The organism is Salipaludibacillus neizhouensis (assembly GCF_002886185.1).
GTDB classification, from domain to species: domain Bacteria; phylum Bacillota; class Bacilli; order Bacillales; family Salisediminibacteriaceae; genus Salipaludibacillus; species Salipaludibacillus neizhouensis.
In genome coordinates this window covers 1284180-1297741 of sequence record NZ_KZ614147.1, presented here as the reverse complement: position 1 = coordinate 1297741, position 13562 = coordinate 1284180, and the positions used below count along the sequence as shown (strand labels likewise).

Below are 13562 nucleotides of genomic sequence, written 5' to 3'. Positions count from 1 at the left end.
TAAGTGTAGTAAAATTATTTATTTTCAAAGGGATAACCCTTAGAATAACCATATATAACCTATTATCTTCATCAATCTTTTTTAAACATACATTTACTTTAGTATTTCTTTAGCTGCTCCCTCATCAGTGACGAGAACCTCACTTGGACACTGTTTCATGTAAGCTTGGATGGATTGTGCTTTTGATGCGCCTCCAGCTACCGAGATAACATGAGGAATATTTTTTAGATCCTCCAGTTGCAAACCAATAGTTAAAACTTTATGAACGATATCGCCCGATTCATTAAAATAATAGCCGAATGCCTCTGCTACTGCTTTTGTATCCTTAAGATTCCGCAGCACTTCATCGGAAGAATTTCTTCGTTCAGCCATTGTTTGAGCTTCACCAATACCATGTATAACTATTGTAGCTGATTTGATCAGTTTTAAAATCTGCTGAACGGAATCTTCATTAATCAGCGACTCATATGCTTCCTTACTTAACTGATCCGGAACATGCAGCAACCGATAAGACCCCATCGCTTTTCTTGCCATCGTTGCACAAATCGTATTTGCCTGATTTTCAACCTGCTCTCCCAGTCCCCCGCGTGCCGGAACAAAAAGCGCTTCTTTTAAATCAGAATCCGGCACCAGCATTTCAGCTACAGCCGCAATCGATGTTCCTCCAGTAACTGCAAGAATATTCTCTTTAGAAATCATTTTTCTTTTTATCAGCGATACACATGCTCTGCCCATTTCTTGTTGAACCCAAGAGTATTCATCGCTGTTTCCGGGAACAATATGAACTTCCGGAATTCCTAATTTTTTTTGTAAATCTTCTTCCATTGCCCGTGTGTCAAAAACTTCTTTCATGACGTCTTCAAGTTGTCCAAGTAAATTGTTCCCTTCATCGGTCAAGGTCATTCCTGAAGATGCAAAATCAACGAGACCCTGCTCTTTTAGAAACGTTACTTCGCTTCGAAGAATTCGTTCGGACAGTTCTAGATTAGAAGCTAAAGTTCTTCTTCCAATTGGCTGCATGAGTCGAATAAATCTCAAAATGCGATAGCGTTGCCCTAAAACTGTGACTAAATCAGGCAATAATTTTTTCTGCAAATCCAAAAGCACGTTCATACATATTCTCCTTTTTAGCGCACGTTTTAACTGGGACACGTAAAGTCCCCGATAGACATATCGCGTCCCAATAAGGCGAAAAAAAAGACATTCCCTTATGTACAATAGTATAAGCTAACCATAGGCTTACTTATACATTCATTGTATCAAGGAAATGTTTGATAAGCAACTATATTGATGGGAACATTTTCATAATTAATCCCTCTATTTACTAATGTACTTTTCGTAGTTGCTGGAAAGTAATTCGAAGCTGAGTATCCCTTCATCTAATACCGCACCTTCCTTCGTTTCCACGACAGGAATACGAATTTGATACTTTTCTAACCATTCATCATCTGTATATATATCTCTTATGATGATATTAAAATTTTTTTCTTGTTGAAGGATCTCAAGCTGAACTAGTCCTTTATCACATAAGGGACAATCTTTTTTCGTATAAAAATAGAGGCTCAAATTTATCCCACCCAATTATTAATATCGTTTTCGTTGTGAGGAAGAGGGTATTTGCATCTCTTCTCTATACTTTGCTAGTGTTCTTCTAGAAACGTTAATTTGATTATCTTTTTTCAGCAAATCAGAAAGCTTTTGATCCGATAGGGGCTTTTGTTTATTTTCTTCATTTACTAACCGTTTTATATGCGTTTTTACTTTTTCAGAAGAACTCGATTTACTGGAATCCCGTCCAACAGTGGAAACAAAGAAATATTTCAGCTCATGAAGTCCTCTTGGTGTCTGTACATATTTGTTCGTTGTTGCTCGTGAGACCGTTGATTCATGAACCCCCACTTCTTCTGCAACCGCTTTTAACGTCAAAGGTTTTAGATGAGATGCACCATAATTGAAAAACTCGAATTGATGATTCACAATAGATTTGGTAACTTTTAAGATCGTTTGCTGCCTTTGCTCTATACTGCGTTTTATCCAGTTGAATTGGTCATACTTCTGTTTCATATAACTTTCTATACCAGTTTGTTTATTTTTAACCATTTGTTCGTAATCGCGATTCATAAATATTTTAGGAACACTCTGTTCATTTAGTCTGACAACATAGTCTTCATTTATTTTCAATACTGTCACATCCGGCACGACATACTTGGGTGTTTCCCGATTAAATTCGGCCCCTGGTTTTGGATTTAAGGTTTTGATAAAATCGGCAACAGATTGGACGTCCTCAACCGTCACCAACTCTGCTTTGGCTATCTTTTTAAATTGATTTTTTGCCAGAAGCTCAAGATGCCTGCTCACAACTCTTTCCGTTAAGGAGTCTTCCATCCCCATATGTTTCAATTGAATAAGTAAGCATTCTCTCAAGGTCCTTGCCCCGACACCATACGGTTCAAGAGAAAATAACGTTTCCATACCTTTTTCCAACGTCTCTTCTGTGACAAAGGCTTCTTCCATTAGCTCCGTATCAGATTGATGTAAATATCCGTTCTGATCGAGACTAAGGGCTAAGTACATAGCAATCGATCGGGTTTTTCTATCGAGATTAAGCAAACGAATTTGATTTAACAAGTAATCTTGTAAACCTTCTTCGTTTTCTCTTATATGATCAACCGGAGAATAATCATCTTCCCCCCGATATGATGATTTACCATCATAGATTGGTGTGTCGTTCATTTTTTGTCTTGCTACTTCTTCTGTAACAGTTCGCTCTTTTAACTCAATGAGCGGGTTTTCAAGCTGTTGTTCAAGTAAGTATTCGTTTAGGTCCAAAGCCGAGTATTGCAATATGGTAATGGCTTGACGAAGTTCATTTGTCATGGCAAGTTTCATCGTTTGTTGTTGAAAAAGTCCAAAATCCATACTCATTTCGGAATAGCCCCCTTTCCCTTATTATACATGAAGGTATCTTCTGTTGCGCTCAAAAAACAATCCTTTTTACCGCATCGCATTGAACTGATTTTAACTGATATAGAAAAGTTTCATTTACATGTATGAACAAAAAAAAGGACAGAAGGCGTTTGAAAAAACGCAGGAAAGGAAATGATTAAAAGTGGAGAAAATAGTTTTAAATGAAGCGAGCAAAATTATTTGACCTTCATTGACCTTTAAGGTTATGATGGTAGCATACTTCAGAGATACACACTATTTCTATGAGATAAATTTAAGGAGGAACAATACTATGAATTTAGTCCCAACAGTAATTGAACAAACGAATCGCGGAGAACGTGCTTATGACATTTATTCACGTCTTCTCAAGGATCGTATTATCATGCTAGGCTCTGGAATTGATGACAACGTGTCAAACTCTATTGTTGCTCAGCTTTTATTCTTGGCAGCCGACGATCCTGAAAAAGATATTTCTCTTTATATCAACAGCCCAGGCGGATCTATCACGGCTGGTATGGCGATCTATGATACAATGCAATTCATTCAACCAAAAGTTCAGACGATTTGTATCGGTATGGCAGCCTCTATGGGAGCATTCCTTTTAGCTTCCGGTGAACCAGGAAAACGTTTTGCCTTACCTAATAGTGAAGTGATGATTCACCAACCTTTAGGCGGTACTCAAGGGCAAGCTTCAGACATTGAAATCCATGCTAAACGCATCGTTGAAATGAAAGAGAAGCTCAATCAAATTTTGGCTGATCGCACTGGTCAACCGATTGAAACAGTTCGTAAAGACACAGACCGTGACAACTTCATGAATGCTTATGACGCTAAGAAATACGGTCTCATTGATGACGTTATGGAGAAAAAAGAAAACTTAAAATAAGAAAAACTGCATGGCAGTCTTTTATTAAATACAGCGTCAGCTTCCACCGCCATCACTTAAGTATCAAGGATGGTTTTCCCTTGATACGGGCGGTGTGAAGGTAGCTGCCAATTTTATAAATTCTTAACTATTAAAACCCAAAATGCTTCAAGCTATCGCAGCTTGAAGCATTTTTATATGATATCTATTCTTTCTTTTCTACAAACTCAATTAATGTATCCATCGCTACTTGTTCATCTGGACCATCTACTTTTATATGAATGTCTTTGTTTACTCCAACAGCAATACTCATAATACCCATAATACTCTTCGCATTGACGTTTTTACCATCTTTTTCAATGAAAATGTCTGATGTAAATCGATTAGCCTCTTGAACAAATAACGCCGCTGGTCTAGCTTGAAGTCCACTCTTTCGTAAAACTGTAACTGTTTTCTCAATCATGTCCTCATCCTCCTTTTCAACTAATCCTTCTCTAAACTAACAAGAATCAGTAAAATTATCTATTAAAAACTATTAATCCCCTAAAATTATGAGTTTTAATTCAAACGCTTTCAACGCCCGGCCGTAGAGTGCAGGGGATTATACTTTTTCCCCTGCACGAAGTTTGTTTGCAAATTCCTCTATTTTTCTTAAGCGATGATTCACTCCAGATTTACTGACCTTCCCGCTTCTCACCATTTCACCTAACTCTTTAAGAGTAACATCTTGGTGCTCAATACGTAACTCTGCAAGTTCCCTTAATTTTTCCGGTAACGTTTCAAGGCCAACTTCCTTACGTATATATCGTATATTTTCCACTTGGCGCATTGCGGCTCCAACTGTTTTATTCAAGTTTGCAGTTTCACAATTTACAAGTCGGTTCACAGAATTTCGCATGTCCTTCATAATTCGAACATCTTCGAAGCGGAGAAGTGCTTGATGGGCTCCAATTACATTTAGGAACTCACTAATCTTTTCTCCCTCTTTTAAGTATAGAATAAACCCTTTTTTTCGTTCAATCATCTTTACGCTTAATTCAAAGTGATTCATTAAGTTACCTAATGATCGATTATGATCTTCGTACAACGAAAAAATTTCCAGATGATAAGAGGATGTCTCAGGATGGCTTACGGAACCCCCTGCTAAAAATGCGCCTCTTAAATAAGCTCTTTTACAGCACCCTTTTCGAATTAAATCCTCGGAAATCTCTCTCGTAAAAGCAAACGTGGCATCTACGATATGTAAAGACTCGAGTATTTTTCTTGCATCTTTTGAAATACGGACAATATATACGTTATTTTTCTTCAAGCGCATTTTTTTCCGAACAAGTAGCTCAACATGCACTTCATATTGCGCTTTTATTAACGTATAAATCCTTCTCGCAATTGCTGCATTTTCCGTTTGGATATCTAATGTGATTTGCATGTTTCGAATAGAGATAGCGCCATTCATTCGGATGAGTGCGGCTAATTCTGCTCGGGAGCAGCAAGCATCACTATCAATTTGTGTCAGTTCTTTCTTCGTCATGGAAGCAAAAGACACCTGCCTCACCTCCCGTTTTCACTTTAAACAGGGGATAACCGATTAAAGTAATGATACTAGTCTCTGAGATACCTTTATAGGATCATGCCTTACTAGGTCATTATCGAACAATAAAAGATCATCGCCTATAATTTGTACGCCCATGTCCTGTAATTCTTTTGCATCAACGCGAACATTCACCGCGCCTTGGGATTTATACCGCTCGACGTAGGATGAAGGTATTGTCTGCGTGTTGAATAATACGGCATCAACTAATTTAGCATTCGAATGATCGTCAATAGCGCGAACATGATCAGAAACAGTGTAATTATCTGTTTCTCCAGGCTGTGTCATCACATTGCATATATACACTTTCCATGCATCTGTTCGCTCTAATGCTTCCTTCATGCCTGATACGAGTATATTAGGAATGACACTCGTATACAAACTGCCAGGTCCCAGTACGACCAGATCCGCCTCTTCAATAGCTTGTATCGCTTCTCTCATCGGCTTCGTTTCTGCCGGTTCAATGAATACCCGTTTAATTTTTTTACCCGCAAGAGGAATGTTCGATTCCCCTTCCACTTTTGAGCCATCTTCATATTCGGCATGAAGTGTGATGCTGTCATTCGAAGCTGGAATTACTTTTCCTTTTACATTCAACACGCGACTAATTTCCCGAACACCTTGAGCAAAGTCTCCGGTAATCGAAGTCATCCCTGCTAACAATAAGTTGCCTAGAGAATGTCCGGAAAGTCCATTTCCGTTTGTAAAACGATGTTGGAAGAGCTCTTCAACCAAAGGTTCGACTTCCGAAAGTGCGACAAGTACATTCCGAATATCACCAGGTGGCGGGATGTTTAATTCTTTTCTCAACCTGCCTGAACTTCCACCATCATCAGCAACTGTTACAATTGCTGAAATATCAACTGGAAAGGTCTTTAAACCTCTTAATATAACTGATAAACCTGTGCCTCCGCCTAAAACGACAACATTTGCCTTCTTCACTATTCAAGTCTTCCTTTTTCCACATCCCGATGTGTAACATAGCTGTTATACTCAAGATCATTTAACCGCTTTTTGAAATACTCAGCCAGTGTAACGGAACGATGTTTTCCACCTGTGCACCCTATAGCCATAACAAGTTGTCGCTTTCCTTCTCGCTTATAGTGAGGAAGCATGTATTGAAGTAAATCATCTAATTTTTGAATGAATTGTTGCGTCTCAGCCCATTTCAACACATAGTCTGAAACGACTTTATCGAGTCCAGTCTGAGGTCGCATATGATCAATGTAATGAGGGTTAGGTAAAAACCTCACATCAAAAACAAGGTCCGCATCAATAGGAATTCCATGTTTAAAACCAAAAGAAAGTACTTGAACACTGAAAGATTCTTTGGAATTAGAAGAAAAACGCTGGAGAATTCTTTCTCTCAATTCTAATGGTTTTAGATCGGTTGTGTCTATGATCATCTGAGCTTGGCCTTTTAAATCATTTAAAATGCTTCGTTCAGACTCAATACCCTGAAGTGGAGAGCCATCCTCCGCTAATGGATGTGAACGTCTCGTTTCTTTGTACCTTCTTACGAGCGCGGCATCTTTCGCATCTAAAAAGACAATCTGTGGTGTCACCTTTGATTCACCGGCAATAGCATCAATTGATTCAAATAAGTGATCGAAAAATTCTCTTCCCCTAAGATCAATAACTAAAGCGACTTTTTTCATTTTTCCGCCTGATCCCTCTACCAGGTCAATAAATTTAGGAATCAAAGCTGGTGGCAAATTATCCACACAGAAGTATCCCATATCCTCAAAGCTTTGGACGGCTACTGTTTTACCTGCTCCGGACATTCCCGTGATAATGACTAATTCAAGTTCATCCGTTCCTTGATTTTCCATGTTGCGATCCCCCCAAAACCTTAGTTACACGTGGTATTCTTGAATGGGTTTACCTTCAGCTTCCAACCGATAAGAAAGTAACGTGTCATTCTCTCCATAAGTAAACGTTCCATAGATTAGCCCGTCTCCATAAAGTGCATGCTCTACAATAGAATAGTCACCTTGTATCATCGGCAGTTCCGCTATATCTTCCATTGGAATCCAAGAAAGATCCCCTTCTGGTGAAGCTGAGAATTGTTTACCTGCAGAGTCACCGGCAAGAAAAGTAAAAAGCATCCATTCATGCTGTCCTTGTTTTTCTTCTATAACCATCGTAAAAATACCTTTTAACCGAGGTTGAATCAACTCCAACCCTGTTTCTTCTCTATATTCTCTAATCGTACTTTCAAGGATAGATTCTCCTTTTTCCATTTTCCCGCCTGGTGCGGACCACCTGCCGCGCCTTGGTTTCTTTAACATGAGCACTTGCCCATCTCGTATAAGCAAACAATTTGTGACACGTTGCATTTCCTTCACCTCACAACGGACTACCTTACCTTTAAAAGTTAAGTAACATCTACAATTATTTATTCAGATAACCTTGGAAGTGTGTCAAACATTCAATAATGAGTAGTTGAAAAATCGGGTAACACTCAAGCTTTAATTAAAAGCTTTTTACTCGTGTGATTCAGTTTCATTTAATTTCTCAAACCTAATAGGTTTCCTCTAATATATGACTAAATTAATTATACTACATCTCCATTAAATCACCAATTACAACAATCATAAAAAGTTACGGAAATTACTATAGTCAAAGTAAAAAGTATCTTTCACCGTTTATAGTTTCTTTTTGATAATCAATAAAAACATAAAAAAGTAGGGTGTTATCAATCTATCTGTTTTAAAGAAAGCTGTTTTATTATCGTTGTGGGCTGGCCGAATTCGTTCTAAAAAGGGTTTTAAGGACTGGTCTTTTTCCGTGCCCTTAACTCAAAACTAACCCTGAGGAATAAAAAAAGGGCACAAGCATAAGCTCGTGCCAAAAAGTAATATATAAAAAGGGGGTCAATTACTTATCTATAATATAACCTTTTTGTGTTGCAGGAGTGTTACAGAAGAGTTAAGTGACAGTTACGAATTGTAAATATATTGTTTTTTCTGTGTGATCATTGAATTATCCCAACCATCTAATCAGCAGAAAATCTATATTACAGAGTTAAATAAGTAATGAAACACCTAGAATTAGAAAAAGACCAGTTTAGGAAAACTTCTTTACCGTTTTTTTCTATTTAGTTACTTTGTTATCACGGAAGGTTCTTTGGAAGAATTATCGCTCCTTTTTCGTGGATGATCCGCGAGTCTCCTCGAGCAAACTGATGCTCTGCGGGGTCTCACTTGGATCATTCTTCCACAGGAGTCTCGCGGATTCTTCCAAACAACAATTTTTTAGAAAGGCAGTTTACTCTGCAATGGCTCGCTCTCCGCAATACGATTAGCAGAAGATCACTCCTAATCGTATTTTAAAAGAAGCGGAGGCTTCACTCATTGCAAAAAAAGAGCCGTGAAAAAGTTAAATCGACTTTTCTTCCTCAATGCAATGGCTCGCCCTCCGCAATACGATTAGCAGAAGATCACTCCTAATCGTATTTTAAAAGATGCGGAGGCTTCGCTCATTGCAAAAAAAGAGCCGTGAAAAAGTTAAATCGACTTTTTCACGGCTCTTTATATTATACTTGTTTTGATGTTTTTAGTTCTTCCATTAGCTCTTCTACATAGTGTTGAGCTGTTTGAGCTGCGACACTTCCGTCGCCTGTCGCTGTAACAATTTGCCGAAGCATTTTCTCACGAATATCACCGGCGGCAAAAATTCCCGGGATTTTCGTTTCCATATCCTCATTAGTTTCAACATAGCCTTCAGCATTCGTAATACCTAAGTTAAGGAATGGTTCGTTAATTGGCAACATCCCGATATAGATGAAAGCACCATCTGTTTTAAAATCACTTTCAGAACCATCATCTTTGTTGATGATCGTCACGCTGCCTACTTTTCCATTCTCAGCATTAATTTCTTTTACGACATGATTCCAGATAAATTCAATCTTATCATTGGCAAAAGCACGCTCTTGTAGAATTTTTTGAGCGCGTAATTCATCTCGTCGATGAATTACGGTTACTTTACTGGCAAAACGAGTGAGATACACTGCTTCTTCAACAGCTGAGTCACCACCACCAATCACTACTAGTTCTTTATTTTTGAAAAATGCACCGTCACACACTGCACAATAGGAAACGCCACGACCACTTAGTTCCTTCTCACCCGGAACTCCTAAAGCCTTGTATTTTGCCCCTGTAGTAATAATGACCGCACGAACTTTATAATTTACCTTACCAGTCACAATTGTCTTGAATTCCTTACCATCAATAATTTCTTTTACATCACCATAGGCGTATTCTGCGCCAAATTTCTTTGAATGGTCAAACATCTTCGTTGATAAGTCCGGTCCTAGAATATGGTCATAACCAGGATAATTCTCTACATCTTCTGTATTAGCCATCTGACCTCCTGGAATACCTCTTTCAATCATTACCGTTGATAAGTTTGCACGGGATGCGTACACCGCAGCAGTCATACCTGCAGGTCCAGCCCCGATAATAGCTATATCATATTGTTTTTCTTCGCTCATTTAAATCACTCCCTAGCGATATCATCGTTATCTTTACTTTCTATCCTTATAGTATTTAAATTTTGATGATAAGTCCAAAAATTTGCTCACTACTTTTTTATATTGTTACCACTTATAGCATTGTCATGCTATAAGAAAAGCGTATATCCCCGATTGAGCTTACAATGCCCAATTCCTTAATCAAGACTTTTTTCGTGCGTTATTTCTGAATAAAGCTGAATTAGCGAATGGCTGCCACACCTGCAGGAGAAGGAACATCTGACGCCCCCGCAGGAACAAGCGATACTTCACGTATATGCTTCGAGTTGTCTAACGGATACCGCTTCAGGAGTCATTGGCAAGAGGAAGAGACGCATTCTTTGTAGTGTTGCCCATGGAAAGCTTGCAACAACAGCAAATGCCACCTCTGTTCAAAGTAAAATACAATCTCTAAAGATGAAAAATTTATAAGTTGACAGCTATCTTTACGCCACGCGCGTCAAGGGAAACCCACCCTCGTTTCGAGTAGCACCTACACGCACTAAGTAGGTGCTACTCGGTTTGGTGGCGAAAGATACACTGTATTTAATAAAAGACGCTACGCGTTTTTCTCAAAAAAAGAAGCTTCTCTATTGATAGAGAAACTCCTTTCCATTCTGGGAAATATCTTGATCCGTTTGGATTAAGTTTAAATAAGTAGGTGCAACATGTTGTTTATCTGACCGGTGTTCCGTGCTTTCAATTCTCACCCATAATTTACGGGCTTTCTCATATCGATTACAATGCCAAGAAACAATGGCCATTTGATGAAAATAGGTCGTTCTTTTTTGAAATTTAGAGGCATGAAGAAATCGTTCATACAAAAGATAAGCAGCCTGATACTCTTTTATATAATAAAGTGCCCTGGCTAAATAATAACAATCCCAGTCTTTTAATGGACGCAAATTTTTAATATTATCCACCCAAGTGGAAGCATGTGGATCTTCTTGTTTATAAAGCAATACCGCCATTTGACACTGTGCAAAAAAGTTTGGCTCTTCTTTTGTTAATAGGTCTTTTAATAACTTTTCTGCTTCATCAAAACGCTCTTGGTGCATGTAGGATTCTGCAAGATACGCATACATATCCCAATCTTTAGGGCTCTCTGCGATTGCAACGTGAATTTGTTTCTCCGCTTCGTGAAATTCCCCGGTATTTAAAAGGTCCATCACAATATCCTCATGCTTATCCCCTTCCATCTCAAAGGGTAATAAATCAAACTCACCATCTAACTCCTTATCTATCATATCAAGTAAAGAGCTTGCATCTTCCTTAAATTCACCATCATCGTCCATGGACAAATAAATAGTTAACGATGCCTTGGCTTCTGTAAATTCGCCTAAATGAGCAAAGTTGTTAGCCATAAAAAAATAGCACTGGCTCATTTTAGGATCTATATCGTCCGTGACTTTAACAAGCCATTCATTTGAATCTTTATATTCGCCCATTTCCGACAATATAATTGCCAGTTGACAGATGAATACAGGCTCATCCGGTTCGACCTTTATTGCCCGCCGAATATAGGCAGCTGCTCTTTCAGGCTGCCCGTCATCATATATTTCAATTCCTTTTTTAAAAAAATACGAACCATCCTGCATGAATGGAATAACTTGACCTTTTTTAGCGTTGGTATTACTTCGCATCGATGAAATCCTCCATTTCATTTGCCACAAAAGAAGAATACTCGTCTTAACAAACGTTCTTTCCTCTATGATAAGAAGTATAACACGCAGTATTCAAGTCGACAATGAGTCTCGACACGAAAGCCCATTTTTTTCAAACGACCAAATTCAGGTAAAAATAATGATTATAAAATTAGAAGAAGGGTACATGTAATAAAAGAATCTTTAGACAATACATAATTTTGAAAGATCATTCAATTGGAGGAAAATGAATGTCCATCGCTGATGTTATTTTTGCTAGTGCTACGATCCTATGGATTGCTGAATTCATTATCTTCAAAAATATATTAGAAAAAAACGACACAATCGGTGGAAAACTCAATCGCCGCCAAGGACAAGGTTTCACGTTTGATACAGGTCCATCCATTTTGACAATGCCATGGGTTTTAGAACAATTATTTGATAGTGTGCAGCGAAAACTGGAAGATTACATTGAAATAGAAAGAGTCGAACCACAATGGAGAACGTTCTATGAAGATGGTACTTCCCTGGATATTTTATCAGATCTTCCAAAAATGCTTGAAGAACTAAAAAAAGTAAAAGCTGAGCCTGATTCTTCTTTCACTAAATTTCTCAGCTATTCCCAAGACATGTATGACGTGTGCATGAAAAGCTTTTACAAAACTAGTATTGAAGGCTTAAAGGATTTACGGACTCAACATTCGTTAAAAGAATTAATTACGATGGACCCGTTTCACACAGTAGCCGATGGAACAAAGAAGCATTTTCAAAACAAACAGTTGGAGCAACTCTTTAACTTTTTTGTTATGTACGTTGGCTCCAATCCCTATTCTGCGCCCGCGGTTTTGAATCAGCTCGTCTATGTTCAATTAGGTTTAGGAATTTACTATGTCAAAGGCGGTATGTACAATATTGCAAATGGAATGCGAGCTGTCCTTGACGAACTTCGTGCCGAAATTCATACAAGCACACCAGTTTCTCATATTCATGTGGAAGACGGCAAAGCAAAAGGTGTTGTGACTGAGGATGGTGATTTCTTTGAAGCAGAAGTAATCGTCTCGAATCTCGAGGTTATTCCAGCGTATAAAACGTTATTACCTCAAACCAGCAAAGCAAAAAAAGAGGTCAAACAGTTATCTAAAACATTTCAACCCTCTGTCTCTGGTTTAGTTTTACTATTAGGTGTAAACAAAAAGTTTTCGCATTTAAAGCACCATAATTTCTTTTTCTCAGAAGATCCTGAATTAGAATTCAAACAAATATTTGAAAAAGGCATTCCTGCAGATGATCCTACTGTTTATATTGGCATTTCATCTAAATCTGATCCTTCACAAGCTCCTGAAGGAAAAGAAAACTTATTCGTCTTGACACATGTCCCACCAAAAACGGCGATGAAAAAAGATGGACAGTGGGATTGGGATGCTTATCGAGAAGTTGTGTTAGATAAATTAGAACGTATGGGCTTGGAAGGTCTTCGTGATTCGATTGAGTATGAACAATCTTTCAACCCAAATACACTGGAAGAGCTATACGGCGCTAACGGTGGATCCATTTATGGTATTGCCGCAGATAAATCCACGAACGGCGGATTTAAAATACCATCCAGAAGCTCCTTATATGAAAATCTTTACTTTGCCGGCGGATCCACACATCCTGGTGGCGGTGTACCAATGGTCACCTTATCCGGGCAGTTAACGGCTGATTTGATTAAATCAGATCGAGAGAATGAGTTAAAATCGAAGAAAGCTAAATAATTGATGAGTTGCCTTTCAAGGTGTCCAAGCGAGATCGAGGGAGGCAACTCTTTTACTTTTGCAAGCACCTCTTAAAATCTAAAAAATAATTAATGTATGAAAGAAGAACATTGAAGCTGATTGATAATTTTGGTGCCATTTAAACGAGCATGGCAGGCTGAGTGTAGCTAAAATCATTCTATAGCGCCACTCAGGATGACTAACTCTTCTGAATGTCACAATACGCTTCAGATAGTTACATTCAATCCGACCC

Annotated in this window: 12 protein-coding genes; 2 read left to right on the top strand and 10 right to left on the bottom strand. The window is 38.3% G+C overall.

Annotated features, from left to right (window positions below):
• Window positions 1-93: 93 nt before the first annotated feature.
• The 3 genes from CEF18_RS22725 to rpoN form a co-directional block, all read right to left on the bottom strand.
• Window positions 94-1113 carry a sugar-binding transcriptional regulator gene (locus CEF18_RS22725; RefSeq protein WP_110938761.1) on the bottom strand — a complete coding sequence of 340 codons (1020 nt, stop codon included), beginning with the start codon at window positions 1111-1113 and terminating at the stop codon, window positions 94-96.
• A 204-nt stretch (window positions 1114-1317) separates the two neighbouring features.
• On the bottom strand, window positions 1318-1566 hold the full coding sequence (locus tag CEF18_RS22720; RefSeq protein ID WP_110938760.1) for a glutaredoxin family protein: 249 nt from the start codon (window positions 1564-1566) through the stop codon (window positions 1318-1320).
• An 18-nt stretch (window positions 1567-1584) separates the two neighbouring features.
• Window positions 1585-2925, bottom strand: a complete 1341-nt coding sequence (gene rpoN, locus CEF18_RS22715) for an RNA polymerase factor sigma-54 (RefSeq protein ID WP_110938759.1) — start codon at window positions 2923-2925, stop codon at window positions 1585-1587.
• A gap of 313 nt (window positions 2926-3238) precedes the next feature.
• Here rpoN and clpP point away from each other — a divergent pair, with 313 nt between their 5' ends.
• Window positions 3239-3832, top strand: a complete 594-nt coding sequence (gene clpP / locus CEF18_RS22710; RefSeq protein ID WP_110938758.1) for an ATP-dependent Clp endopeptidase proteolytic subunit ClpP — start codon at window positions 3239-3241, stop codon at window positions 3830-3832.
• 184 nt (window positions 3833-4016) lie between these two features.
• Here clpP and CEF18_RS22705 read toward each other — a convergent pair whose 3' ends face one another.
• From CEF18_RS22705 to CEF18_RS22675, 7 genes are all read right to left on the bottom strand, one after another.
• On the bottom strand, window positions 4017-4274 hold the full coding sequence (locus tag CEF18_RS22705) for an HPr family phosphocarrier protein (protein WP_110938757.1): 258 nt from the start codon (window positions 4272-4274) through the stop codon (window positions 4017-4019).
• A gap of 138 nt (window positions 4275-4412) precedes the next feature.
• Complete coding sequence (gene whiA, locus CEF18_RS22700; protein WP_110938756.1) at window positions 4413-5354, bottom strand: DNA-binding protein WhiA; 942 nt, start codon at window positions 5352-5354, stop codon at window positions 4413-4415.
• Window positions 5355-5396: 42 nt separating this feature from the next.
• Window positions 5397-6344 carry a gluconeogenesis factor YvcK family protein gene (locus tag CEF18_RS22695; protein ID WP_183041011.1) on the bottom strand — a complete coding sequence of 316 codons (948 nt, stop codon included), beginning with the start codon at window positions 6342-6344 and terminating at the stop codon, window positions 5397-5399.
• Complete coding sequence (gene rapZ / locus CEF18_RS22690) at window positions 6341-7231, bottom strand: RNase adapter RapZ (RefSeq protein ID WP_110938754.1); 891 nt, start codon at window positions 7229-7231, stop codon at window positions 6341-6343. Before rapZ ends, CEF18_RS22695 begins: the two co-directional genes overlap by 4 nt.
• 24 nt (window positions 7232-7255) lie before the next feature.
• A complete protein-coding gene (locus CEF18_RS22685) occupies window positions 7256-7738 on the bottom strand; it encodes an NUDIX hydrolase (RefSeq protein WP_110938753.1) in 483 nt (160 codons plus the stop codon).
• A 1199-nt stretch (window positions 7739-8937) separates the two neighbouring features.
• Entirely contained in the window at window positions 8938-9894 is a 957-nt protein-coding gene (gene trxB, locus CEF18_RS22680; RefSeq protein WP_110938752.1) for a thioredoxin-disulfide reductase, read from the bottom strand.
• A gap of 608 nt (window positions 9895-10502) precedes the next feature.
• Window positions 10503-11555 carry a tetratricopeptide repeat protein gene (locus tag CEF18_RS22675; protein ID WP_183041005.1) on the bottom strand — a complete coding sequence of 351 codons (1053 nt, stop codon included), beginning with the start codon at window positions 11553-11555 and terminating at the stop codon, window positions 10503-10505.
• Window positions 11556-11806: 251 nt separating this feature from the next.
• Here CEF18_RS22675 and CEF18_RS22670 point away from each other — a divergent pair, with 251 nt between their 5' ends.
• On the top strand, window positions 11807-13309 hold the full coding sequence (locus CEF18_RS22670) for a phytoene desaturase family protein (protein ID WP_110938750.1): 1503 nt from the start codon (window positions 11807-11809) through the stop codon (window positions 13307-13309).
• Window positions 13310-13562 lie beyond the last annotated feature (253 nt).

Excerpts from the sequence above, each read along its gene's own strand:
- CEF18_RS22725 (WP_110938761.1), bottom strand. The coding sequence starts at position 1,113 with ATGAACGTGCTTTTGGATTTGCAGAAAAAATTATTGCCTGATTTAGTC.
- rpoN (WP_110938759.1), bottom strand. The coding sequence starts at position 2,925 with ATGAGTATGGATTTTGGACTTTTTCAACAACAAACGATGAAACTTGCC.
- clpP (WP_110938758.1), top strand. The coding sequence starts at position 3,239 with ATGAATTTAGTCCCAACAGTAATTGAACAAACGAATCGCGGAGAACGT.
- CEF18_RS22705 (WP_110938757.1), bottom strand. The coding sequence starts at position 4,274 with ATGATTGAGAAAACAGTTACAGTTTTACGAAAGAGTGGACTTCAAGCT.
- rapZ (WP_110938754.1), bottom strand. The coding sequence starts at position 7,231 with ATGGAAAATCAAGGAACGGATGAACTTGAATTAGTCATTATCACGGGA.
- CEF18_RS22685 (WP_110938753.1), bottom strand. The coding sequence starts at position 7,738 with ATGCAACGTGTCACAAATTGTTTGCTTATACGAGATGGGCAAGTGCTC.
- trxB (WP_110938752.1), bottom strand. The coding sequence starts at position 9,894 with ATGAGCGAAGAAAAACAATATGATATAGCTATTATCGGGGCTGGACCT.
- CEF18_RS22675 (WP_183041005.1), bottom strand. The coding sequence starts at position 11,555 with ATGCGAAGTAATACCAACGCTAAAAAAGGTCAAGTTATTCCATTCATG.
- CEF18_RS22670 (WP_110938750.1), top strand. The coding sequence starts at position 11,807 with ATGTCCATCGCTGATGTTATTTTTGCTAGTGCTACGATCCTATGGATT.